The organism is Haloarcula sp. NS06 (assembly GCF_051122755.1).
Classification (GTDB): Archaea; Halobacteriota; Halobacteria; order Halobacteriales; family Haloarculaceae; genus Haloarcula.
In genome coordinates, this window is record NZ_CP184845.1 from 1 (window position 1) to 23944 (window position 23944).

Below are 23944 nucleotides of genomic sequence, written 5' to 3' on the forward strand. Positions count from 1 at the left end.
TGATAGTCCAGATTCCCGCCGACGAGTGCTGAATCACGCTTGAGTTCAGTCAGCGTTCGCCGACACAGCGGACAGGAAACCTCCCAGTTCCACCCGAACGCTGCAGTTTTCGTGGCGAACCGCTCGGTATACTCGTCGGTACGGGGTTCGTCCTTGCTGTTGGTGATTCCACTCCAGAGCCACTCATCCCAGAAGCACTGGACCATCGTTGTGAGTGTTGCCGGGTCAACAATCTGGAGATAGGTTGCGTCGACGCCGACAGCACACCACGTTCGCAAGTCGATCTCACACTGTGTGCATTCAGTATCGAAGTGTGGGACAACGCTTGGGAGGCCCTGTTCGTACAGCGTGACTGCCTGACCACAGTTCGGACAACAGACTGCGACGGGGAACGTCTAACAACGCAGACTGCTCATCAACCCGAGACAGGATCTGTGCACGACTGCCGTATGGGCGCTGTGGTGGCTGGCTACAGGCAGCCGTCTTGAGGGGATCGTCCAGTTCGTCTGTACGTGACTGCTCAGTCATACTCCTGCATCGGCATATCGCTCTATTTCGGGATTCTGCTCTCGGAGGCGCATCTGCAGGTCCTCAATCGGCTCAGTATCGACAGTCTGCCAGTCACGACCGCAACGGCACTCTTCGACCCGCCACATCGTCTCCTCCCCACGACAGGCGAAATATCGGATACGCCGTGGTTGGCCGTCAGCGTCTCCGTCGAAAGAGAGAGTAAGAGCGGTTTCTAGTTGCTTCTCGGTACACACAAGTGTACTGAGCAGAGAACGGGACGGCAAGAGGTCGGTGGGGTTACCCCCGTAGCCCTCACCCTCAATTGGGCCGCTAAACACGCCGTAGAGAAACTTGAAGTACCACAGCACCAGCAGCAGCACCGGGAATCCGAGAACGGTCACGAGGTTCAGCGCTAGCGGCGACACGACCGCTTCCCTAACCAGTAGCCCGGTCGGCGGATAGATCGTCGGGTACAGCAGAATTGCGACCAAGATCGTCAACAGTGTGGGAAGCGCCAGTGCACTCGCCAGCCAGGCCCGGTACTGGCCGCGTCTGGCCAGCACGCTCCCGATCAGCCCCACGGCGACCGAGAGGGCGACGACTGCCGCCACGGGAAGCGAAAGCACTGTGTCGGCAGCGCCACCCGCGTCGGTCAGGACAACAGTTCCCAGCAGTACGATAACCCCACCAAGGTATGCCAGTGTTGCACCGATGCCGTACGTACGTAGTTCTGACGCTAGGCCGGGCTCGGTCTTGGCTGCGAGGAACGCCGCCCCCGTGACTATCGAGACGGCGACCAGGCCGACGCCAGTCAACGCCACTGGTAGCGTCGCCCCGCCGAACAGCCAGCGACCCGCGAGCATCCCCAACAAGAGCGGCGCAAACACGCTCCCGCCGATGAACGCGTAGTCGGTGTAGCGCTTCCAGCGCTCGTCGTCGCGCTGCTCGCGGAGTTCCGGACCGAGGCCGCGGAACACTAACGCGACGACGAACCCGAGCGCGAGCAGATAGTTGTCCGCCAGCAGGCGCGAGTACACGCGCGGGAACGCCGCTAGCAGCATCGTTCCGAAGGCGACGACCCACACCTCGTTCGCGTCCCAGACCGGTCCGAACGCCGCCAGGAATGTCTCCCGCTCGTGTTCACCCGTCCGGGTCGCGTAAAGCATCCCGATGCCGAAGTCTAACCCGTCGAGGACGACGTACATTCCCAACGCGAACAGCACGGCGCCGAACCAGATCTCCGGCAGGGACTCAACGAGGTACGCGTCGACGGGCAACAGCGCGTCAGTCATCGCTACTCACCCACGGAATCGGGCCGTGCCAGCGGCCGCCACTCGACTCCCGGACGCCGAGTGACTGGAGTTCCTCTCGGACCAGCCACTTCAGGATGTACAGCGCAGTCAGCAGCAGCCCGACGTAGAGCACGACAAACGCAACCAGGGTCAGTGTCGCCTCCGTCCCGGTTAGTGTTGAGGAGACCGCCTCACTAGTCCTGAGTTCGTCTTGGATGACCCACGGTTGGCGGCCGATCTCGGTGACGTACCAGCCAGTGAGCAACGCCGCGTAGCCGAGCGGCGATGCAGCGACCATCGCCTTCAGGTAGCGTGTGTTGTCAGACAGCCGCCCGCGGTACATGAGGTACCCGCCCCACAGCGCCAGCCCGATAAACAAGAACCCGAGCCCGATCATGAAACGGAACGACCAGAACACGAGTGCTACGGGAGGGTTTTCATCGTACTCGTTCAGTCCGATGACCTCGGCGTCAAAGTCCCCGCCACTGGCGAGGAACGACCCAACTGCGGGGAGGCTCACGGTGATGAGGTTCTCGGCTCGCGGGTCGGTGAGTGCCTCGAGTGACTTCGGAAACGCGAGCAGGTGTAGGTCGGCCTGCCCCGTCTCGTAGTGAGCCTCCATCGCGGCAAACTTCTGTGGCTGGGTCTCCTCGACGTGGCGGCCGTAGGCATCGCCGTGGACTGCCTGGAACGGTGCGGAGACGATCAAGAGTACGACAGCCATCTTGAGTGCGGTGTTCCAGGCTTCAGTGTCGGGCTTTTTCCATACGATGTACGCCGAAACGCCTGCAACCAGTAGTGCGACCGAAATAACCGACGCGTTCATCATATGGACGTACATCCAAGGCATTCGTGGGGTGAAGAACGCGGCGAACGGATCGGTTAGTTTGGCGACCTCCATCCCGTTGCGGGTGACCATCTCGTAGCCCCGTGGTGTCTGCATCCAGGCGTTAACGATCAGGATCCAGAACCCCGATAGCCATGCGCCGAAGCCGACGAGTACCGATGAGATGAGGTATGTTCGGTCCTCAACGCGGTCGCGGCCGTACAGCAACACGCCAAGGAAGACAGCCTCTAAGAAGAACGCCATCTTCGCCTCGAAGGCCAGTGGGCCGCCGATCAGTTCACCGGCCACCTCGGCGAACTGTGGGAAGTTTGTGCCGAACTGGAAGCTCATCGGAATCCCGGTAACTGTACCCATCACGAAGCCGGCGGCGAAAACCTTCACCCAGAATGAGCGCAATCGCGCATACCGCTGCTTGCTCGTCCGTACGTCTTTCCAAGTGAAATAGATAATAAACGGGGCGAGCCCGATCGAAAGGGACGCGAAGATGATGTGAACAGAGATTGTCCATCCGAACTGCATGCGGCTCGCGAGTTCCGGAGAGAGGGACGCCGCCCACACTGGGCTGACGGCGTTCAGTGGTATGATTGGACCCATTCACCTCACGCTACAGCACAATAGCTTATGAATAGGTCCTCAGTTTCCACTTTGAAGAATTCACCACAAAGTATTCCATTATTAGAACCGTACTTTTTGTACATCTCAATTGCCGGACAAATATACGAAATCTGATAGAGAGAGTTGACTGGTGAGTACGAACACTCGCCGATGGTGACGGCAGATAATACGCTGACGCTGTTGAAGAAGGAAACCGGAGTCGGATAGTGTTGTTTTCACCGTGATAGTGCGGCGTCTGAGTGACAACACTCTTACAAGTCTTCGGAATTCGGAGATGCTGTCATTATTACAACATGAACGGGTGATTGAGAGCTAGTCTGGAGCGGTTTCCACTCGACGATTCGTCCAAATGTACGCATTACAGTCCCGCTAAACCCCTTATAGTCTCAATTCCACCTACGAGGAGATGAACGTCAGTAGTCGAGTAAGCGAGCGCACGATCGACATCATTCGTGACCACATCCCGGGAGAAAAGCTCGCGTGGTTCGAAACCGCCGCCTCGAACGTTGCAACTTGGGCCGAAGACGAGAGTGTCGAGACAACCGATCTCCGTGATGCGCCTGATCCAGATACCGCCACCGATGAAATGAATACACCAGAACTCGTGAAGCTCACTCGAATAATGAAGACGACCGGCCACGGCTGCATTCAACTCAGTTGCTCTGACACATACTACAGCTAGTGGGAAATATTCAAACCAGACAAACTCTCTCCCCCATCATAGCGTTCACCCGAACAATGCACGCGAATATCTTGAAGAAATCTCGCCTGCTGATATCGAAGTACGGCTGGGATCGGCAAAGAGTGTACAACCGGCTAGATCGGCTCGAAGGGCGTAGCATTGAGGCCGCGTTCTACAATGATTCTTGACTTGGTCGTCCTTCTGAGGTTAGCAGCGACCAGTCTGATCAATTTACCACTATTCTACAAAAACCCACCACAAGAGGCTAGCTATGATGCGCCAGCATGGAGTACAGCCCTCGCCCAACAGTACTTGATTGAGGCATTTGATGTTGCCTTCTCTCGCCGGCACGTCCGCCGACTCATGCACAAGGCCAAGGTCTCGCCGAAGATACCTAGCCAGACCCAGCCTCAACCGATGAGGCCGACAATTGGAGTGTCGGCCTCTCGCAAAGGGGTGAATCTACTCGGTGCAGTCACCGAGCACGAAGCCACAGCAGTTCTGGAGTGCAGCGGATCGTTCACCGGGAGGGTGATGATCCGATTCTTAACCATCTCTGGGTGGAATTTGGTGACAAACTGGTCGTGCTATTAGATCAAGCGACGTATTTCACTTCTGAGGCGGTGAAGGACTTCACAGCCGATGAATCGATCGAATTAGTGTATATCTTGATAGGATCACCGGAGTTAAACCTGACAGAGGAGTATTAAGGACGACTCAAACAAACACTTGGAAACCGTTACTTCGGAACTCTCGACAAAATCCGATCGGCAATCTGGTCAGCACGCGAAACAATCGATCCGCCAAGAGCGTATCAATATCTATGTCTCTAAGTATATCATCCACTACCAGAGCTTTATCGATATCGGCAGTAACGACTCGTCTGAAACCAATTTAGCTTGCATAAGAAAAAGATATCAGGGAGAATTACCACGTACTAGTCATGAAGAGAGTGGGGCTGGAAAGAATCGTCCACAACCTCCTGCCCAGCAGGAGGTATCTACATTCAGACTGGGACGAAAGTAATCTTAGGCGGCGAAATTGGCGTGCGTTCGAGAGACTGATTGCTGTGCTCTGGAGCAACAAAGGGTACGAGACGACACTGCTAGAGGGTAAACAGGATGGCGGCGTTGATGTGATTGCTAAAAAAGCCAGTCATATTCCGTTTTCGACATCGTATAGAATAGCGATTCAGGCAAAGAACTGGAGCAAGAAGATCCGCGAACCAAAAATTCGAGATCTATTCGGCGTCCAGAATGGCGGCCACCGACATTCAAATACGGACAGGTTCGACGAATCGATTCTAGTGACCAGTTTCGGATGTTCCACAGACAAAAAGGGATTCACTATGGGCGCTCGAGAGTTTGCGGAAGACAACGGAGTAACACTCATTGACGGTGAAACGCTACTCGATTTGCTGAACAAGTCTAATATCAGTCCACTGCCTCTCGGTCGGAAGCCTGATAATAAATGGCATCTGCTGGAACCACCTCGCTGCGGGTGGTCGAAAAAGTTCAGTCAGAATCAGTCATTTGCTCAAACGACACAAAAAATACATAATTCAAAGACAGGAAATATTGGTCCCAAAGAATCGTCTCCGGATATAAGCAGAAATGACATATGCGAACTATGCTTGAAATCACGTATTAAATAGATGATGTAACTTGGTTCCGGAAAAGTGCGGTATTCATGTAGCAGGCTTATAGCATTCTGTTCAAAAAGTACGCGAGCAAGGTGACTTTTCTGTGATGTTAACTATTAGATTAAACTCTGTACTAAATACGACCTTGGAGCGGCAACCTCGATTAAATTAAAAGTATTAGGTAGATGTTGAAATGATTATATATTAAGCGTATGTATAAAGATAATTATCAAGGTAAAGAGGTTACCTTTTGGATAGTTTTAACACATTAGATAGCCCTTTACTTTCCATGGCTCTGGAAACTCCAGAATATATCCTGGGTGTCGGTGGTGGCGGTTCTACGGTCGTTGAGCGATTCATGAAAGAAGAATGGATCGTTAATAGAGTGCTTAACCCTGATAATAACGACTCTGAGGAACTCCGAGCACTTACTATCGACTCAGCAATGAGTAATAATGAGCGTGAGGAAAGGAATCAAGCTGAGTCAGAAATTAAGCAATTGATAGACAGATACGCTCAGAAGCATGATCAGGAGTTCCCAGATGTCAAGTACGACCACTACAATTACGTTGCGGAAACCAACGATACCTACGTCAGCAAGCGGTACCTGACGAGCGAAGCAGATATTCAAGAACTCCTCAACCGAGGTTCCGGACTAGGCAACAGTTGGTGGTTGAATGATGACCGCGAAGTTCTCGGTGACAGTGGGTTTGGAAACGGTGTGCTCAGACGAAGGGCCCTCAGTAAGGCACTTTACCATATCAGCGCCACACACGGCCAAGGGCAAAACCACCCCCAGAATCTGAATGTCCAAGATACCGATCAAATTTGTATGGTAGTCTCGTTGGGTGGTGGGACAGGGTCTGGATCTTTCATTGATATGGCTGCCGACATCGCGGAAGGGACTGACGCGAAGGTACAATTGTTCGCAATTATTCCAGATGCGGGTATCGGAGAAGGGGAATCTGAGGGCGGGAATGAACTCGCGAACGCCCATGCAGCTCTCTCAGAACTCGAGTACTTGCACCTGAGTGGGGATTCTCCATTCACCTCTACTATCTTGATACCGTATATTCAGACATCTAATGATAAACATTTTGAGGAAGCCATCATCGATACAATCCTGGCTTATCTGGATATATATAATGTCGACAACGGTCTAAATCACATTGTTCCAGGGAGGGTGAATTCGATCAACGGTTACTACCCATTTACCCTAGCTGCTCCGCAGATTATTGAGTACGACGCAGGCCTCCAAGAAACCGCTAATCAGGAAATAGATGATCAATTCCAAAGTTGGCGCCATTATCAGGAGGTCGAAGCAGGTCTATACGAGATGGTGGGCAAGTACTTGAATACTAACTTCCCCGAGACATTCGGCCAAAATCTGGAGATGATCCAGTCAACCGAACAACAATACACCGGATCGTTTGACTTCACGAATGAACAGACTGCTCGGGCAGTCCACGAGATGCGAGAGCGGATTGAAGAACGGATTCAGGGAAAACTCTTGGAATCATCACTATTCGAAGTAGTCGGTGTTCCAACATCAGAGATCCAGTCGAAGATTTTCGATGAAATCTACGATACGTACTTTGAGCTCCAACCGACGACCGAATCCGTTCCCGCATACAAGCGTATAGAGACCGATCATCTCTCGGATTCTCATGCGAGAGACGTGGTCAATCAACTTCCAGGCCCGCTTGAAGATGATTTCGACATGGCTGCGCTTGATATCGACGATGAGGATAATACTGAGCGGACAGAAGAACTCACCAAGTTGCTTGAGCAGGAAATGAGAAACATCGGGTCTCGAAGAGACCTACTGAAGGCCATACTGACGACCGATACGTCGAATCTCAGAGGTTTGGATGTACAAACCGCTCGAAATGTACAAAAAGCCCTGATCAAGGTCGTATTGGATCAGGATAGTCGACGACTACGAGACGAGTTCCGCCGAGAGGCTATTGAGGGGCGGACCGAAAGACTTCAGGAAGAACTCACCACAAAGGAGGTCAGATACGCACAGTTAGAAAGTCTTGAAGCGGAGGTAGAGGGCTATGTTGGTGAGAAACTGCTGACTTGGTGGTCCAACAATACATCAGAATTTGAGCAAATTGCTGCTTACCATGCGCACAGAGAAGAACTCAAAGGACTGCTAAACGACCTTGATAAGGCCTGTGAGCGGAAGAAAGAACAGGTAGAAGAGGACACGGTCGAACCCGATGCAATTGGTACCGAACTAAGCTTGAAGAGTGGTGACGTAGTGGACGTAAGCCGAATTAACGATATCCTCGAAGCTATCGGAGTGTCAGAGCGTATCGACCTAGCTGGTCTGACTAATGCCGTTCAAGATATAGTCACCGCAAAAGAGGCGTACCAGAACTATCAGGATGTGTGGCTCTTTGGAGGGAGCCCCGAAGAGGAGTACGAGAGAACCGCCGGCAGACTGAAAGGGAGTCCATTCTTCAGCCTTAGTGAGGATATCTCCGCTCCGATTAGCGTTACCAAAGAACGAAGATTCAGTAAGTTGTTCGATACCGTTGAGGAACACTACAATACAGTCGTCGATACGGTTGGTCAGGAGTTGAGAGAAACACTACATAGCGCAGATGGGTCATACGAAAAGTTAGAGGCTCCAGCTGACATCGATGAAGAAGCGGTAGAAAAGTCGCTTGATACTAACGGCTCGTTCACGACACCGAACAACGTCTTCAGTAAGTTCGGGTACGTATCTGAGAGCGTTCCAAATGATAGCGCCTCCCTTGATGCAACGCTGAGTCAGATAGGTGACGATATTCGAGAAGTGACAGAAGCTGAGACCGTTGATGAACTCCGGGCCGAACTAATCGGTTCCGATACAAGTGAACCTAACTTGATAGGTGATACGAAAGCCACTGCAAACGATGTGGGAGCAATCACTGCGGAGCTTTCCGAGTACTATCTCACCCCCATTAGAGAATCACAGGCCAGTCTCGAAGTAGAACTGGCGGAATATGGGAGTGTATACCTGGCCGAAGATGATGCGGAAGTCCGGAACATCGTTTATGCATTACAACGTCTGATCAGGCTGGGTAACAGCAGGCACGATGACGACAACCTGCAGGGCCGAGCTCTTGGTCTGGACCAAGTTGATATCGAGCATCAGGTTGCGTATGGGCCGGATTTAGCTGAGACATCGAATGTCGAGTATGAACTCTCTACAGATCAAGAGGACGAAACCAGAGAGAGTAGCATCTACAAGAACATCCGTTCTGCTGAGAGTGCGGACTTAAGTCGTGATCCCGACGACATTGGAGAGTCGGGGATCTGGGAGAACAGAAAAGATGAAATCAGGAAAGTTTTTGCACAATCGATTGAAAGCCTCCACAGCACGGATTCCAGGCTTCCGCTCGAAATCGGTGAACATCTTGCACACCCAACCGCTGAGGACGTCGGTATTACAGGAGATGAGTATCGTGTTGTGAATAGTTATTTGTCTCGGGCGTTGAGCCAAACGGGAGCCACTGCAGACAACGGATTCAACGATGTAGACAGCGCGATAAACGACAATAGTCTCGGTGCATTCCTCCACCCGCAAGATGGGCTGGTTTCGAAGCGCGCCAGCGTGGGACGCAAATGGACGCTCTCGATGGTCACGTTCCTTACTGGAGCGACAATGGACATGCTTCACCCTGTCAGATCTTACAACGGTTACAAGGACAGCTACGAGGACAAAGTAGGCGCGACAACATTCCCACACAAGCACCACAGTATGGGTCTGGAAGGTAACTGGGAGCGTTGGGACGGTCTCGCCGATGCAATCGATTCAGACGGTTCCCCCGAATGGTGGCCGTATGGAAGCGCCTATGTTCACCGATCGGAACTTCTGGACCCGAGTAAGGTCACAGAGTTGACGATGCGAACCTTAGATGAGGACAGCAATGATAACAATGGCGATGGGCTGAAGGCACAAGATGTCGCAGAACGGCTCATAGAGCTATCAACTGCGGAATCCTTCGAAAGCCTAGTCGAGCACGAGTAGCCCGTATGCCAGTAGGAACTTGGGTGAGACGTTGGGGTAGAGAAGGACTCATCGTCGTTGGAGCGTTCGTGGCGTTGTTAGTGACAACTCCAGTACTCGTCACTGCAGGGTCGGTGGCGTGGGAACAGGGTACACTGTACGCGATAGCCTCAGCATTCAACGGCCTCCTCCCAGGGAATTTAGATGTCCCTGTCGCCATCGGGGTCGGTGTCTGCAGTGGCCTGTTACTACTGTTCTTTGCTGACTCCACGAAGCGGATCCAGACGGGAATCCTAGTTGTGGTCGGGAGCACCGTAATCGGCTTGTTGCAGCGGTTCGACCACATACTTGGAGCGGTACGGGAGAGACCAGTCGTATTCGGCGCCGTGACAGTAGTTACTGTCATAGTTGGAGTCGTGACAACGATCCGAGTAGGGGGAAATAATCGACCACGTCGGATGGACCTGATCGCTATGCTCCGCTGGATTCAGTTTCCGGCAGCTACCCAAGGTTTGTTCGTAATACTCTCTGGGCTAGTACTCTTGCAGGTCATCGAGTACCCATTCTTAGACCACGGACCAGGTGCACCTTCATCCCCTGTCGTCGTTGTAAGCGGTGTCGGGGCCCTCATTTCGCTTGGACTGTTTGTCCAATATAGGTCCCAAAAGAATATCGTGACAATTACACCTGACGGCGAACCCGGCCGGTTGGCGATGGGATATGGACTCGGTGGGCTCTACAAATACGCAAGAAAAAATTATCACGCTTCGGTCATTGGAGGGAACAACAGATCAAATTTCAAGAAACTAGCAGAGAATCCTGCGTTTGAACAGGTCAACTTCAGTGGAACAGTGAGCTTCAAGTATCTCCCATCATCTCTTCTAAACCGGAGTATCGTTGTGCATTCGCGGGGTTTCACTCTCTCTGACATTGGTTCAAATCTACCCAAAGTGTCTGGCGGACGCCTAGGTCGTCTCAAGACTATCAGTGCTAACTATCTCGCACGAAGTGTCCCGGATGTAATTTGGACTAAGTTCGGCCGAAATGATGCGGTCTCACATCTCAAGCGTGCCGACACCGCATTGATTATCTTACCCTTGCCGAACAAAGACGACGAACCACCGTTTGACGTTGAGGCTGTCGACCGATTGGTCTCGCTACTCGAGACTCAAACCGCGACAGACGTTGTTATCTTATGTACCGGCGCACGAGATTCGCTCGAAGGTGGCTGTGCAAGTCTGGACAACCATGAACAGATTGGAGCAAAGTTGTACAATATTGCTTTCAACCATCTTGGGGCAGATGACCCAGAGTTAGACATCGAACTCAACGACCATGCAGACGACATTTATCCGGTCGACCGTGGCGACAGCGACGAACACGCCACCGGGTTCAAGGCAGTACTCCGAGCACTCTGAAAAACGATATCGCTGCTAGAGATCCCTTAGTCGGGGTATATCTCGAAAGACGGGCGCTCAGCTTTTTCCGTCACAACAATCATGATATCCCAATCGATATGATCAATCGAGTTGGTTTCGCTGACAACGATAGTATAATTACCTTCTATAGACATTAGTTCGTCGACTGCGGCACCAGCGAGGGGATATGAGGGGACACGTACAACTGCCCGGTCGGGATTACTCAGCGACCACTCGTCGCCCATTAACGAGAGTTCCTCACAACCGGGTTCGTCGTCGAAATATTCAAGAAACGGTCCTGTAGACGTGTCACAGCGGATTGCCCATCCGTCGTGACTATCAAAGTGTACGCGAATCTCGTCGGTGAACGATTGGATGTTATCGGCGGATTCAAACGACCCGGCCGCAAAGAATGCCTCCGGTGATTTTCGCTGAGCTGGTACGAATGCCCGAATCTCGCTATTGGTCCAGTCCATTGCGAACTGGATACCGGCGGCAAAATCTGCCTCGATCCGTTGCTGTTGCATACCGTCAGCTAGACCGTCGGTCACCAGCGAGACACCGGCCAGTAACCGCCGAGTAGAGGCGAACATTCATTCTATAGCTACCCCCAAAGTACCGTGCCAGCGGATTCGAATTGACTCACTCATCGTCATCCACTGTCGTGTTTTCCATGACGCCATTCAGTAGTGCCACACCTTGTTCCGAACGTGAGTCCGACGAGGTGTCTTTCGGAATGAGATGATTAAGTACGTCGGAAAGCAGTCCAGTCGAATCCGCGTACTCGTACTCTAGACGCTGTCCAGAGAACCGAGCGCGGAGAAATTGTGAGCCTTTGAGCGTATCACTAGAGTCCGTACGAAAGTCCTGTGGTCCGTCTTCATCGATATCGAACCATACCGGATAAACATAGTGCTCGAAGCTCTTCTCCATCCACTCCTCAATGTCTGGATAATTAGTAAATAGGTAATGGTTCATCAACCAACGCGAAAACATCTTATAATGTAACCTGTTGACGGATGGGTTAGGAGCGCGAGCCTCTGGGAACACTTTGTCGAATAATTTTCTACTGGTGGAGTCGGGTATATCGATCCGGTTCGAAACATTCAGTCGGCCTTTCGTCGAAGAATGCCTCGACTTGAGAACATTTTCATCTTCTTCGAGCGAGAGTTCTGTGAGGGCTCTGAAGTGCTCTGTGAAGTCCGCATATCCAAGGTCTGCCATTGTCACTACCCACACAAAATCGTACTCAAGCGTTTCTGCAAGCGACTCTACTATCTGTTGGTACTCCTCAAGATAGGAGTTTGGGTGGGCACGTTCTTGTGCTACCCGGACATAATACGGATCGCTGCTCCCAAGCCACTGAGTAGGTTCTACTGGAAGGTTGAGTTGAGACTCATCCGGAGGAAGGTACTTCGTGATGTCGTCGAATTCCGAAGTGACCTCTTCCAGTGGTGTTGTTTCTCCAGTCGATAGATTATGTGTCTCAAAAGCGTACTGATCTTCAGGCGTTGACGAAATCTCGTACAGTGTATCAGTACAGTACGACGGGAGAAGATCTGGCCGCTGATCAAGGGGTTCCTGCAAGAAATCCTCAAGTGGGAGAGTGAACGTTACTGTATCAGCAGCCCACACCAGCGTGGCGAGATTTTTGACCTGCTCCTCCTGTGAGAGATCATCGTAATTAATACTGTTTAGGGTGACATTCCATATCTTGTCTTTGCGCCATCCTGCTAAGAATCCTGTGTTGGCCTCGTTCTCGACATATGTCGAGATGGGCTCTGTGCGGGTTTCATTTGTCCCACCGATCCCGGTCAGTGCTTCACCGGGATAATCAATCGTCGTCACTGTCTGTTTCGTCCGGAATAGGAACCCGCCACTGACATAGGAGAATTGAATCACGTCCCAACTGCTATCGTCGTCAGAGAGGTGCCGTAACTCGGTCCGTTCGGGGAACTTCCCTTTCTTGATGGCGTCCTTGTACAGAACCTCTGAGATATCGTTTTCATCGAACTGTGCATCACAATCGCCATAAAAGCCACCCATCAAAGAACTCTTACCACTCCGTGCTGGCCCAAGACAGACGATACGCTCTTCACCCTGATACCGGCCGAAGAGTCCCAGAGGGAAGAGAATGATTGCTGTGACGACAAGGTTCCTGAGGAGAATCTCTGCATTCTTTAGTTCGCCGGCGGCGTAATGTATCTCAAACAGGCCAAGGCCAGCGAGGATGGAGACGAATCCAATAACAACAACGATACTCCGTTTGAAAACGTATGGTGGGCGACCGATTATCCACTTCTTTCTAGGGTCGACGTACCGATTGAGGGGGTATCCGCCTAGCTGGAGGCCGCCACCGAAACCGAGGACAAAAATAAGGACGAAATACCAGAAGTCGGACTGTACGGAGACATCCCAGTTAGCCCAGAAGATGATGAAGCCAACAACGACGTTCACCCAGAGAATAACTCCCTGATATCGCTTGAAGCTGTCAGCAAGCCAGAGGAGCTAGCCCCAGAAACACCCCTATAAGAATCGTGTAAACAGTCGCAAGGCTCCCGACGCCCGCTAAGGTAAGTATGAAATTGACTGCTTCATACCCGATACCGCCCTGTTCCCAGACTGGTATCCAAACCTGTGGGACGAGATAGATAGTTCCGACTAGAAGGAGAATAAGCGACACCGTTGCAAAGAGTTGTTCTCGGAGAACCGGTGTCAGACGGGGTTGTCGAGTAGAGATACTCATTAAAAATACTATTTACCAGCTACCTACATATTTGCTGTTATTTGACCTTCTATTAAGTCAATGATGTTAAGACGACCGGTCCGATTATTTAGGAAAATTTTGGTGAGGACTCTACAACGTTCGCCGAATAAGTTATTGAGCCTCAGTAATATTCTTAATTCCAACGCTCTTCAACTGCCGGTACTCCTGTAATTGCAGTCCGTTCGGTTGGACGACTACGACGTACTCTCCCGGTTCCGCAATAGAAATCGTCATATCGTACTGAGGACCTGTTGTCGAGACTAATTTCGAATGCAGGCGCGTACCATTCCTATTATAAATATCAATGGTTACATTGTCGAAGGTCGTTGTCCCTGACACAACGACCGATGAATTACTGGTCGTGGTGGCATTGAACGGTTTGAGATTAGGCTGATCGCTACCGAGGAATGTAACGGACTTCCTGTCCATAGTTTCGTTTTTTGAGGTGACACTCAGCCGATACTCTCCAGCTGGTAGGGTTCCGAAGTCCACCTCAAAGCGTTCATCTGTGACCCCAATGCTCTCAGATCTGGTAGTCCCAGTCTGGACATTCCGTGCTGATACAGTTACACTAGAGGAGTCCGTCGTTCCAGCAACAACGAGTTGACCACTCGCGATAGCTTCCCCGTCTCTGGGGACGTGATGGTCGCAGAGCCATCAGTTGGAACGAATGGAGTAGACGAGCCAAAGGCGACTACAATCCCCCCGCCGAGGATGATACCCGCAAGTAAAACACCGAGGACCAGTGCAACCTGTATAGCCGAGGGCTTCTCAAAGCTTTTCGGTGGACCAGACAGATCTGTTATTCCTCCTCCCGAAGTATCGCCAATAACTGGTAGAGAAGCTTTGAATCCACTGTCTGAATTCTTATCAGTTGATCCAGATTCTCTGCCACCATTCAGTTGTCGGCGTGCTTGCTTAAGAGTCTGTTTCGCGTCATGGATTATCTGGTCTTTAGATTCCTCAGACAGGTAGTCTTCTTTACGCAGTTCACGAACTTTCTTGTTGAGTCTGCGAGTTGATGGGTCGTGGTTTTGAAGGCTCTCGTCCAATCCTTGGTTTTCCAAAATTTTCTCCACTACTTCAAGTTCCTCCAGACCGTGGTCCCGGTTCGCTCTGTTCTGGTCTTTCAGAGTATTAATCTGTGAAGTAATTTGATTCTCATACTCTTTTCGATATCCCCCTATCCAAGTCTTGTGATACTCTGAAAGCTTTGATTCAGCGTCAGAGAGTAATTTTGTTTTTCGTCACCAGTAAGCCAATTAGTGTCCTTGACTGCTTGGATGCTTTTAGCTACCTGATGGAAGTAGTTGTAGTTACTCCGACATTTTCTGGTTCTGTTGAGCGCACAGCATTCTCTGAGCTTGTTCAATTCGTGAAATGCTGTCTGAGTCTCTTCTGAGCAGTTTGAAAGTTTGTTGATGCTGGAGTCAAGTTGTTCTCTAAGTTCCTTTCTTCGAACTGTCCGCTTGGTCTCCCGACGTTGTTCGATGTCTGATTGGGCATTATCAAGTATCTCGGTGGCTTCGTCATCGCCCAACTTAGGTTGGGTTTTGATAGCCCAGATCTCCGAGAGAAATTCTTCAACGGGAGTTTGAGAATTTTGGCTAGCCCGTCGTTCTTTATTCGGCGGAGATGCCCGGAATTTAATATCGTATCAGGGAGGGATTTCGGAGCTGCGTCAATGTCCATATCACCGCTGATAACGTTTTGAAATACCGTTAATACGTTGTACAGTTCTTCGGTCTCGACCTGTTTACGGTATTGAATTTTATCAAGTATCTGCTTCAAGTCCTCCGTTTTCGAATTAATAATAGTTTCTCTCTCATCCCTGATATGAATATCAATTGTGTGGGAAAGATCATCTTTCACTTCCTCAATAACTGGATCTAGTGTTCCATGATGTTTGTTTAAATCCCGGACCTTTTTGGCAAATTCCTTCACTTCCGTTCGGTCTTGTTGACTTAGTTGTTTAACTGGGGATTCTACGATTAATAATCTCTTTGAGCTTTTTAAACGTGACGTATTTTTCATATTTTTTAAACTGAAACTGTTTTATTTTTTCAAGTGACTCTTCTAGCGTGCTTTTTTTTGCCGCGACTATCTGCGTTTGAGCTTCGTCTATCCGCTCATTCAGATACTCCAGAAAGTCTGTAGTGATCTCTCTCTGGAAGCTATCGGGAACTTCCGTTTCCTGTTGTGTTTCGGTGTACAACTCATATGCATCAGCCGCTTTCGACGAGCGAAATTGGCTCAAGTGAGATCGGCTCTTTTCTACACTCTTCCGAAGTTGTATCAAATCGTAATGCAGATCCGGAAGTGAATCACTTCCTTGTTCCAGCGTCGCTACCTTATTCTCGAGTTGCTCGAGTTTATCCCCGGTATACGACGAAAGAACCCTATCCCACTCTTTCTTGATGGCTCTCTTGGTTGCGGCATCTTCAGCGTCATAGTTCTCCTCAGCACCCGGAAAGAGTATAATATCTGCACCAACGGGCTCGTTACCTTGGTCGGGTACCGCGACTGTGAGATCGCGTGGAAGGTTAATAAAATACTTGAACGCTTGAGCAGTCGAAGCGTAGTCTTCCATACCTAAACGCAGCTGCGTTCCGTCCATCACTAGCTCTTTGATAACATCTTGAAACAGAGACGACGTTGCGGGAAGTTCCGGAACAGCTTGTGCGACTTGCCACAGAAGTCGCTTTTTGTCACGACCCATTGATTGCTGTATTTGCCAGTCGTAATCTAACACTTCGGCTTCCGTAATACCCTCTAGGTTGCTAGTCCCTGTCGATAGCGATTGAGCATCCCCTTGCTGGAGAGCTTCTATAAATTGCACAAGACCTTCGACAGGACTATTATCAGGGGCAGCATTGTACTGGAAATATAGATTTTCGACTCGTCTGCCACCACGGAGTAGCGACGTTTTTCCCTCCAAATAGGTGAACACCATCCGTTCACCTGTATCAACGTATAACTTCGCTTTCCGAACTAAGCTCGGTTCACCACCAGACCACTGATCTGGCGCTGTGGTAGTAATTATGCGTCCGCTTTCATCAAAGACAGTAAACTTCGTTTTCATACGTCGTAGTTGGATAGCAGTTCCATGCTGAGACGATTTCGTAGCAGTCTCATAGATCGTTCACCAGTACTGAACTACTGTGTCGCTGGGGAGTCGCGGATCAACGGAATCAATAGATTCCGTGATCCGCACCGACGATAGTTCGCTACTCCGCCAGGAGCTCGTAATCGAAAAGCTCGAGAACCGGCTTCTACGACGCCAGATTACTGCACAACAACAAGAGATCGAACAGCTTGAGGCTCGCCTCAAGCAGTACGAAAACCCAAACACACCACCCAGTAAACAGGGCGGTGCGGGTAATTCACCAGGCGATGACGGCCAAACCAAGGACGAAGACGAGGAATCTGATGAAGACGACGCTGGCGGCGATTCTGACGCCGCCAGCGACTCATCGCCTGGACGCAGTGAAGGTCACGAGGGAACTACTCGAACAGCACCTGAACCAGAAGAGACGATCCACGTCGATCAGGGATTCTGTCCAGACTGTGAGCAAACCCTTTCTAGCCCTGATAGCTACATTTCACGGACTATTATCGACGTACCGCTTCCCGTTCCAACTACTGTTACCGAGTACAAACTCGGCAAACACCACTGCTCCTGTGGAAACGAGGTCGTTGCTGAACATCCTGACTGTCCCGAAAAGGGGCGGTTTGGGCCAAATATCATGGCCCAAACCGCCCTCGGTCGGTTCCATCAACGACTGCCGAACCGGAAACAGGCCGAGCTGTTTGACTGGGAGCTCGATCTTCCGATCTCCCACCGGACGATCTACAACATGACCAAGCGGGTCGCAGACCGGCTGCGACCCGCATACGACGACGTTAAAGAGAAGATTCGGGAGAGTGAGGTCGTTTACTGTGACGAAACAGGCTTTCCGGTTGATGGAGAACAACACTGGGCGTGGACGTTCGTCACTGATGACGAAGTGCTGTTCTGGGTTGATGAGAGCCGTGGAAGTCAGGTCTTAGAGGACGTCCTCGGCGAGGAATTCGCCGAGGACTCGACGCTCAGTTGCGACGGCTGGTCAGCATACTCGAGTTACCACACCAAACTTCAGCGGTGCTGGGCTCATCTGTTGCGAGAAGCCGAGTACGTCGCTGAACGGCACGAGGAAGCAGAGCGGCTATCTGGGGAGTTACACACACTCCACGACGATCTAACGACATTCGTCGGCGAAGAGCCGTCCGCTTCCGCCCGCAAGCAGAAGCGGGCGGAAGCGTCGTTGCACTTGGAGGGCCTGATTAGGGAAGATTACGAGGCTCGAGAGGTTCAGAAGCTGATCAAGAAGATCAGCAACGGGTTGGGTCACTGGCTTACGTTCGTGACTGAGCCGGATGTCGATTCGACGAATAATCGCGCAGAGCGGGCTCTGCGCGAGCAAGTAGTCCTTCGGAAGATGTTTCGGACCCTTCGGTCGGCGGAAGGGGTCCAGATTCACGAGACGATAACAACGATGCTGGCGACATGGAAGCGGAGAGGACTTGATCCACCAGAACAGCTCCAGTCAATTCTCGGTGGGAGAGAGCTCAAGTAAGGACGAGAGGCATCACTGAGCGGTAACTCTTGGTCCTGCTATCCAACTACCATACGTCTACCGGTGCCCTGCTATCTCTTGAAGCACGATGTCGAACCCGACACCATCTAGGTTATTTTGTGTTGCGAACAGTCCATTATCGGTAGAGCGTCGTGGTACGCGTTCTCCATTCTCGTCTCGTTCTGTCTTATAATAAACTGGGATTAACCGATTGGCATCAGCAACATTCATCAATCCTTTGATGTTGGTTTGCTTCGCCAGTCGATCTGTGACGAATTCAATGAACTCGTCGTAATCAACCACGGAGTTTCCGGCAGTGTCCGGTTCCACATTATCGTAATCATACGCGTTCTGGAACGGTTCGATCGCGTAATCTGACTTCGTCACCACTAGCGCCACGTCGTCCGGGTCGGTCCTCTCACAGATTCGATTCATTTGTGCGATGCCCGCTGGAAGGTTACTATCATCGGAGATGAGTTTGTACATATCTATGAGGAAAACGAGTTTGTCCGCTTCAGTTATTTGATCCTCGATTATCTGAATCTGTTCTGCATCACTAAGATTCTCACCGTAGTCAGTTCTTGACCCGTCGTTGTCTCCTTCAGCCACTTGCCCGTTGGTCTCATGGGGTTCGGATTCGTTAAGATCATCAGTATCTGATTGCATGCTGCCCTCGGGGTTGTCCTCACGGTCCTGATTTTCTTCCAGGGGCACATGGTCCTCTATGGATTCTAGAGTATTGTCTTCGGCGTTGGTGTCCAAATCGGACTCTGCATCCGTTTCAGCATCTTCGTTCAAGAAACTCGGAACCTCTGAAGAGTCTTCCTCATTGTCCTCTCCTGGTACACCACCATCGGTCACTGCTTCTTTATGACGAAACAATTTACCGAACAGTCCACCCGAGTGGTCAGTCAATTGCACCTGAACGATTCTCTTTGGGAGAGTACCGAATGGGAATTTGAACCCGAATTCATGGAGGCCCGTTGTCGATGGAACAGGCCACTTTTCATCTCCATTCAGATTTTGTACAAATGGGTTCTTGGTTTCCTCGCGGATGTCATCTGTATCTCCGAGCAAATTTGCGTTCTGCCCCTCTTCGATGGTCTCGATGAGCAGGTTCGTTTCTTTGAGCGGTTTGACTTGGCCCAACTCATCATTCCCGTCAAGTGCGGCCTTGTAAAGGCCGTACAAAGCTAGAGTCTTCCCCGAACCAGTTGGTCCCAGGATGACTGTGTTCAACGACTCTTCGCTAGTCTCAGTCGGATTGAACTCGACTAATTTTAGCAAATAGTATCCGAATATGGGACTGATCAGGATAGATGCAATTTTCCCCACAATTGGTGTAGTTCCAAGCAGTAATACGGCGTTTGCTCCGACTACCAGCAGTATAATTGTCCGGTATACGCCTTTCACCGCTGTTGGGAACTGTGCCGGAGCGCCATGGATGGTCTTCACAGCCTTCCAAGAACTGTCCCGGAACGCAATGTCGCGAAGGTCACCTGGTTCATCTCTCCACGGAAGTTTTGCGGCTTCACTGACGAGGCCGAAGCCGATACCGCTGAACAAGGAGACAGCATTCTGAATGTTCAGGTGCATGTTCGGGAGAAAGACACCTAAGCCGGCTAAAAGGACCAGTGCAACAATGCTTCCCACGAGTATTAACACACCCTGATACCGTTTCTGAATGTCCAGCGCGAAAAGCACATTCCAAGTCAGATACAGCCCCAACGCTGCCATCGCGACAACTTGGAGAGCTCCGTCGGTCAAAAGAGGTATTCCAGCTTCAACCTGCGCCTCAATATTTTTTACTTGTAGATAAATATCGGTCCATGCAGTGTAGAATATAACACCCATTATCGCTGAGGAAATAGCTACGCCACCAGCCGCAACCTTGAGATCCCGTTTTTGATGGATTGACATAATTTAGTATTCAACTACGTACGTTGTTATTTCGTATTCTTGCCAATACTTAATACGTTTGGTCAGAATCAGGGGTTGTGCACAGTTTGGAGTGTCATGGCATTAAATTAATAAATATTCATTGCTGGGTTTGATCGAGCAATATAGCCCATATCACTCCTTCGCATAGCGGCACAATTATTATGTAATTGACTAGTAAACCTGTTGTGACAAACTACCCGAGCTCTCACCACCGATAACCCACTGAGAAGCACTGGGTGCAATCCTTAGTCCTTAGAAAACCAGCTTATCATTCGTCTTTAGCTAACACGCTTCCTTCTGTTGCGTGGCAGTAGCGAGTCGCTTTTGGAGAATCAGTCGTTCCTGATGAATTTTCTGGGCGTCTTGAGCTATCCGTTCCAACAGTGGCGGTGGCGAGTAACCGAGACGCTAGCCGAGTTCGTGGAGGATGAGGTTGGCGAACGACAGGGAAATTGCTGCCCAGCGTTCCAGCGGAAACACGGTGTCGTATTCGGGAGAGATATATGCCAAGTAGCAACGAGCAAACGATTCACCAGCCCTCACAGGAACGGCTCGCAGAACTCGCTGTTGCTGCCGGACTGCGGCTAAACCAGGACGAGATTGAAGATTATCAAGAGTTAGTCAACGCGACGCTCGAAGACGCTGAACGCGTTGCCGGGGCTGACAATCCTCAATTTGGCGTCCACGACATCAAGTACACTGATAGGTCACCCGGCTATCGACCGGATGCTACTGAGGACCCCTACAACGCGTGGATTACGAAATTCACTGTCGAAGGGGCCGAAAGCGGTCCGCTTTCGGGGATGGAAATCGGGCTTAAAGACAACATTGCGCTTGCGGGATACGAAATGACATGTGGCTCGTCCGTACTTGAAGGATACGTGCCACAGATTGACGCCACTGTGGCGACCCGTCTGCTAGACGCTGGGGCGACCCTCACAGGCAAGCTCAATATGGAGAGCTTTGCGTGGTCTGGATCCAGCGACACGAGTGATTTCGGAACCGTTGAGACACCACATGCTGAAGGGCACCTTACAGGCGGGTCATCCAGTGGCAGCGGCGCCGCGCCGGCCGCAGGTGACTGCGACGCTGCCCTCGGTGGCGATCAGGGTGGTTCGATTCGGGTTTCGAGCGCTTGGTCTGGCCTTGTCGGGCTGAAGCCAACAACAGGCCTTGTTCCGTATACCGGTATTTTCCCGATTGACCGTGGATACGATCACACGGGACCACAGGCCAAGACTGTCGAAGATGCTGCAGCTATTATGGAGGTCATTGCCGGCGAAGATCTTCAGGATGGGCTGAAAATGGACCCTCGACAGCCACGCGGTGTCGAGGCAGACGATTACACTGGGGCACTCGAGGGAGACCTCGATGGCGTGTCCATTGGCGTCCTCGAGGAAGGATTCGGTTGGGAGAGTTCAGATGAGGAAGTCGATACCGCTGTCCGAGACGCTATCGAGGTTCTCGAAGGACTCGGTGCGGAGACCGAGTCAGTGTCAGTTGATACACATCGTCTCACCGTCCCGATCTGGACGGTCGCTGCGACCCAAGGCGGTATCAGCTTGCTAAAAGATGAGGGCGTTGGCACGAATTACAAGGGGTGGTACTGGGATGATCTGCTTGAAGCGTTCAGTAAGTTCCGCGAAGCACGTGCCCACGAGTTCCCGCCAACAGTCAAGACGTCATTACTAGCTGACGCTCACTTACGTGATGAGTACAGCATCGAACTGTACGCAAAGGCGAAGAATCTCGCATTAGATGCCGAGCGAAAGTACAACGTCCATCTGGAGGAACATGACGCGCTGGTCCTCCCGACAACCCCGATGCTCCCGTATGAGCGGGACGACAGTCTGAACCGGGTTGACCGGGTTGGCCGTACGCTTGGCAACCTGGCGAATACGGGGATGTTTGACCTGACAAACCACCCGGCTCTAACCGTTCCGTGTGCGAAGCCGGACGGACTTCCTGTGGGGATGATGCTCGTTGGGAGCCATCTCGACGAGACGGCCCTGTTCAACATCGCCAGCTCGTTCGAAGCCGAAGTCGACTGGGAGCAGCGATAAGTCGCGTCAGGTCCAAAATGCAGTGCCGATGAACCACGTCCCAAATGAGGCACTGAACGCCGTTGACCGACTCGGTGAGTGACTTCTCATCGGCGAGGGCCCGCGTCCGAGAACGGTTACGGACTGACCTTCGGGTCAGAATCCCTTGCACGGCTGCGGACATCAAAGCCGAACAGACGGTTGGTCGGTACGAGATCAAGCATACGCGGCGTGAACCCACGCTGCGGGTGTACGATTCGTTTGTCGAGACAATCGTCGTCAATATCGATGACCGGCTTCTGTCGTGGGGCATTGAGCCGCAGACAGCATACGAGTACAGCGAACGACATGACGATCGGTACGTCTACGCTGGCCTACCGCAGCTCTCATAAGCGGTGTGGAACGTCGTAATCGGGAGCGAGAGGAACGTGTGTCCGACCTGCCCGGCTAACGCATGTGTCGGCGAAATAACTCGGACACGATGACCCGGCAAGTCAACACGGACGGGTCCGGACTATTACTCACGCAACGATACGAACAGCGCTTGCTCCGCGACCAGTAGGCAAACTGCTGGTACTCGCCGTCACACTGGTGGCAGACGACCCCACAAGCGTTGACGACTCGCTTTCGCTGCTACTGGCTGGTTCAGTTATTCAGAAGATATTTGACGGCTACCAGTCTTTCTGAGCACGGTTTGGACGTTGGCGCTGGTAGACCTCTTCCCGAACGTCTTGAAACGTATTGATGAGTTCGGCGACGGCGTGGGTAATGTTCTCGAAGTATTCCTCACCGAGGTCCGCTGTCGCCTCACTCGGATCGCCCCAGACGCCGGTCTCACTGACCCGGTAGAATGCTCCCTTGCCGATAAGCAAATGATCTAGCAATGCACCGGGGTTCTCGATATCGTCTGGAAGGTCAGGGTCGTCGAAAGATGTGTTCTCAAGATCAACCAGTCCCTCATCGATAGCCATGACTGCTGCTGTCTCACCGATGTTGGCGTGCCAACCGGCGTCAAAGGAGAGATACTCTTCCATATCTTCACCACTGAGGGCATCCCAGTACGGGAATGCGTACACATAGTGCTCCTCAGGCAGGGCATGTGATGCTTGGTTGGCGCCGACTTTTGCTGCCCAATCGTTGGTTAAGTGCCCGGAAATAAACACTATGTCTTGGAAGCCACTCTCCGCGAGGGAATACGCGATATCGTTCACAACCGTTGCTAAGGTACGATACGTGAGGTATGTGATCCCTTCGTAGCCAGCGTGCATATCCGAGGCACCGTAGTTGATCGGCGGGCCAACGAGTGCCTCAGTGTCTTCGGCGATCCGTTCGCAGATTTCTGTCGGAATAAACGCATCTGTCCCCATGGCGAGATGGTCACCATGCTGCTCAGTTGTCCCAACAGGAATCAGAGCCGTTGGGGTCTCTGCATCCTCAAGATATGCTTCGACCTCGGGGTGCCGTAACTCGTCAAGTCTTCGTGAGACTGACATGCAAGTAAATAGTGTAACTTGACCTAAATTATTGTCTAAAAATATATCCCAATTGATAGTTTTATCGAAGGGCACT

The 23944-nt window shown here is 51.5% G+C and carries 17 protein-coding genes and 2 pseudogenes; 9 read left to right on the forward strand and 10 right to left on the reverse strand.

The features are described 5' to 3' along the window. Positions 1-812: 812 nt before the first annotated feature. Together ACODNH_RS19835 and ACODNH_RS19840 are read right to left on the reverse strand one after the other, a co-directional pair. Positions 813-1802: pseudogene (locus ACODNH_RS19835) on the reverse strand (cytochrome d ubiquinol oxidase subunit II); the annotation flags it as partial. Then, positions 1795-3243 (reverse strand): cytochrome ubiquinol oxidase subunit I, encoded by a 1449-nt coding sequence (locus ACODNH_RS19840; protein ID WP_434531596.1) that lies wholly within the window; start codon positions 3241-3243, stop codon positions 1795-1797. The pseudogene ACODNH_RS19835 and the gene ACODNH_RS19840, both read right to left, overlap by 8 nt. 427 nt (positions 3244-3670) lie before the next feature. Here ACODNH_RS19840 and ACODNH_RS19845 point away from each other — a divergent pair, with 427 nt between their 5' ends. The 6 genes from ACODNH_RS19845 (at position 3671) to ACODNH_RS19870 (ending at position 11009) form a co-directional block, all read left to right on the forward strand. Beyond that, complete coding sequence (locus tag ACODNH_RS19845; protein WP_434531597.1) at positions 3671-3946, forward strand: hypothetical protein; 276 nt, start codon at positions 3671-3673, stop codon at positions 3944-3946. Between the two features lie 177 nt (positions 3947-4123). Then, entirely contained in the window at positions 4124-4540 is a 417-nt protein-coding gene (locus ACODNH_RS19850) for a winged helix-turn-helix domain-containing protein (protein WP_434531598.1), read from the forward strand. Next, positions 4453-4656, forward strand: coding sequence for a transposase (locus ACODNH_RS19855; protein WP_434531599.1), 204 nt, complete (start codon positions 4453-4455; stop codon positions 4654-4656). Before ACODNH_RS19850 ends, ACODNH_RS19855 begins: the two co-directional genes overlap by 88 nt. A 233-nt stretch (positions 4657-4889) precedes the next feature. Next, complete coding sequence (locus ACODNH_RS19860; protein ID WP_434531600.1) at positions 4890-5600, forward strand: restriction endonuclease; 711 nt, start codon at positions 4890-4892, stop codon at positions 5598-5600. Positions 5601-5877: 277 nt separating this feature from the next. After that, positions 5878-9612, forward strand: coding sequence for a tubulin-like doman-containing protein (locus ACODNH_RS19865; RefSeq protein WP_434531601.1), 3735 nt, complete (start codon positions 5878-5880; stop codon positions 9610-9612). Between the two features lie 5 nt (positions 9613-9617). Then, on the forward strand, positions 9618-11009 hold the full coding sequence (locus ACODNH_RS19870; protein WP_434531602.1) for a hypothetical protein: 1392 nt from the start codon (positions 9618-9620) through the stop codon (positions 11007-11009). A 26-nt stretch (positions 11010-11035) separates the two neighbouring features. Here the strand turns inward: ACODNH_RS19870 and ACODNH_RS19875 are convergent, their stop codons facing one another. The 5 genes from ACODNH_RS19875 to ACODNH_RS19895 all read right to left on the reverse strand — a co-directional run bounded on the left by ACODNH_RS19875 (position 11036) and on the right by ACODNH_RS19895 (position 16858). Beyond that, positions 11036-11602: a hypothetical protein gene (locus ACODNH_RS19875; RefSeq protein WP_434531603.1), complete on the reverse strand. Its 567-nt coding sequence runs from the start codon at positions 11600-11602 to the stop codon at positions 11036-11038. A gap of 49 nt (positions 11603-11651) precedes the next feature. Next, the gene (locus ACODNH_RS19880; protein ID WP_434531604.1) at positions 11652-13466 is read right to left on the reverse strand and encodes a hypothetical protein; all 1815 of its coding nucleotides are present in this window, start codon (positions 13464-13466) and stop codon (positions 11652-11654) included. An 876-nt stretch (positions 13467-14342) separates the two neighbouring features. Then, positions 14343-14855 (reverse strand): hypothetical protein, encoded by a 513-nt coding sequence (locus ACODNH_RS19885; protein ID WP_434531605.1) that lies wholly within the window; start codon positions 14853-14855, stop codon positions 14343-14345. Between the two features lie 289 nt (positions 14856-15144). Next, on the reverse strand, positions 15145-15720 hold the full coding sequence (locus ACODNH_RS19890; RefSeq protein WP_434531606.1) for a hypothetical protein: 576 nt from the start codon (positions 15718-15720) through the stop codon (positions 15145-15147). A gap of 28 nt (positions 15721-15748) precedes the next feature. After that, on the reverse strand, positions 15749-16858 hold the full coding sequence (locus ACODNH_RS19895) for a hypothetical protein (RefSeq protein ID WP_434531607.1): 1110 nt from the start codon (positions 16856-16858) through the stop codon (positions 15749-15751). 79 nt (positions 16859-16937) lie between these two features. Between ACODNH_RS19895 and tnpC the strand changes: the two genes are divergently transcribed. After that, entirely contained in the window at positions 16938-18392 is a 1455-nt protein-coding gene (gene tnpC / locus ACODNH_RS19900) for an IS66 family transposase (protein ID WP_434531308.1), read from the forward strand. 57 nt (positions 18393-18449) lie between these two features. On the opposite strand, the gene ACODNH_RS19905 is transcribed toward tnpC, so the two are convergent. Next, positions 18450-20312 carry a hypothetical protein gene (locus ACODNH_RS19905; protein WP_434531608.1) on the reverse strand — a complete coding sequence of 621 codons (1863 nt, stop codon included), beginning with the start codon at positions 20310-20312 and terminating at the stop codon, positions 18450-18452. A 303-nt stretch (positions 20313-20615) separates the two neighbouring features. Next, positions 20616-20819 (reverse strand): annotated as a pseudogene (locus tag ACODNH_RS19910) (IS4 family transposase); the annotation flags it as partial. A 17-nt stretch (positions 20820-20836) separates the two neighbouring features. Here ACODNH_RS19910 and ACODNH_RS19915 point away from each other — a divergent pair. Together ACODNH_RS19915 and ACODNH_RS19920 are read left to right on the forward strand one after the other, a co-directional pair. Then, positions 20837-22396 carry an amidase gene (locus ACODNH_RS19915; protein ID WP_434531609.1) on the forward strand — a complete coding sequence of 520 codons (1560 nt, stop codon included), beginning with the start codon at positions 20837-20839 and terminating at the stop codon, positions 22394-22396. Between the two features lie 74 nt (positions 22397-22470). After that, positions 22471-22767, forward strand: a complete 297-nt coding sequence (locus tag ACODNH_RS19920; RefSeq protein ID WP_434531610.1) for a hypothetical protein — start codon at positions 22471-22473, stop codon at positions 22765-22767. Positions 22768-23046: 279 nt separating this feature from the next. On the opposite strand, the gene ACODNH_RS19925 is transcribed toward ACODNH_RS19920, so the two are convergent. Then, on the reverse strand, positions 23047-23868 hold the full coding sequence (locus ACODNH_RS19925; RefSeq protein ID WP_434531611.1) for a creatininase family protein: 822 nt from the start codon (positions 23866-23868) through the stop codon (positions 23047-23049). Between the last annotated feature and the right edge of the window lie 76 nt (positions 23869-23944).

Coding starts and splice junctions, on each gene's coding strand:
- ACODNH_RS19905 (WP_434531608.1), bottom strand. CDS start 20,312: ATGTCAATCCATCAAAAACGGGATCTCAAGGTTGCGGCTGGTGGCGTA.
- ACODNH_RS19925 (WP_434531611.1), bottom strand. CDS start 23,868: ATGTCAGTCTCACGAAGACTTGACGAGTTACGGCACCCCGAGGTCGAA.
- ACODNH_RS19850 (WP_434531598.1), top strand. CDS start 4,124: ATGATTCTTGACTTGGTCGTCCTTCTGAGGTTAGCAGCGACCAGTCTG.
- ACODNH_RS19840 (WP_434531596.1), bottom strand. CDS start 3,243: ATGGGTCCAATCATACCACTGAACGCCGTCAGCCCAGTGTGGGCGGCG.
- ACODNH_RS19915 (WP_434531609.1), top strand. CDS start 20,837: ATGCCAAGTAGCAACGAGCAAACGATTCACCAGCCCTCACAGGAACGG.
- ACODNH_RS19895 (WP_434531607.1), bottom strand. CDS start 16,858: ATGAAAACGAAGTTTACTGTCTTTGATGAAAGCGGACGCATAATTACT.
- ACODNH_RS19865 (WP_434531601.1), top strand. CDS start 5,878: ATGGCTCTGGAAACTCCAGAATATATCCTGGGTGTCGGTGGTGGCGGT.
- ACODNH_RS19860 (WP_434531600.1), top strand. CDS start 4,890: ATGAAGAGAGTGGGGCTGGAAAGAATCGTCCACAACCTCCTGCCCAGC.
- ACODNH_RS19875 (WP_434531603.1), bottom strand. CDS start 11,602: ATGTTCGCCTCTACTCGGCGGTTACTGGCCGGTGTCTCGCTGGTGACC.
- ACODNH_RS19870 (WP_434531602.1), top strand. CDS start 9,618: ATGCCAGTAGGAACTTGGGTGAGACGTTGGGGTAGAGAAGGACTCATC.
- ACODNH_RS19845 (WP_434531597.1), top strand. CDS start 3,671: ATGAACGTCAGTAGTCGAGTAAGCGAGCGCACGATCGACATCATTCGT.